This window comes from Paraferrimonas sp. SM1919, from assembly GCF_010993985.1.
Classification (GTDB): Bacteria; Pseudomonadota; Gammaproteobacteria; order Enterobacterales; family Shewanellaceae; genus SM1919.
The window spans coordinates 1-847 of the sequence record NZ_WINH01000073.1; the positions used below are offsets into that span (position 1 = coordinate 1).

Genomic DNA, 847 nt, shown 5'->3' on the forward strand with positions numbered 1-847 from the left:
CCTTGGTCGAACTCTCCTTGAAGCGCCACGATTCGTTTCCGGTTTCAACGATGTGGCAGTGATGCGTGAGCCGGTCGAGCAGCGCCGTGGTCATCTTGGCGTCGCCGAACACACTGGCCCATTCCCCGAAGCTCAGGTTGGTCGTGATCGCCACGCTGGTGCGCTCGTACAGCTTCGAGAGCAGGTGGAACAGCAGTGCCCCGGCGGTCTGGCTGAATGGCAGATAGCCCATTTCGTCCAGAATCACCAGATCGACGTGCGTGAGCCGGTGCGCGAGCTGCCCCTGCTTGCCGGCGGCTTTTTCCAGCTCCAGTGCATTGGCCAGCTCGATCGTGGAGAAGTACCGCACACGCTTGCCGTGCCGCTGGACGGCTTCGATGCCAATGGCCGTGGCCAGATGGGTTTTGCCCGTGCCCGGCCCACCGATGAACACGACGTTGTGCGCGCTGTCGAGGAACTTCATCTGGTACAGCTCGCGGATCAGATCTTCATCGGCATGCGCCTGCGCGAAGTCGAAGCCCTTGAGGTCGCGGTGCGCCGGGAAGCGGGCTGCCGCCATCTGGTAACCAATCGAGCGCACTTCGCGCTCGGCCCCTTCGGCCAGTAGCAACTGCTGCATGAAGCGTTCCGGGTCGAACTCGGTGTGGCGGGACTGCGCATACAGTTCCGCCCAGCTGCTGGCCATGCCGTGCAGCTTCAGCTCCTTGAGGCGGGCGATGACTTCATTGGACATGGCGGTGCTCCGGTTCGGTTGCGCGCAGGCGTTCATAGCGGCCGACATCCGCGACAGGTTCTTCGTTCAGGTTGAGTGCGGTGACGGCCATGACCTTCCGGTCGGCCGGAGCCT

1 protein-coding gene is annotated in these 847 nt (G+C 63.3%); it reads right to left on the minus strand.

What is annotated here, in order from left to right:
- Positions 1–733, minus strand: a 733-nt coding sequence (gene istB / locus GFB48_RS17215) for an IS21-like element helper ATPase IstB (RefSeq protein ID WP_163938711.1), incomplete at its 3' end; no start/stop codon positions are given.
- Positions 734–847 lie beyond the last annotated feature (114 nt).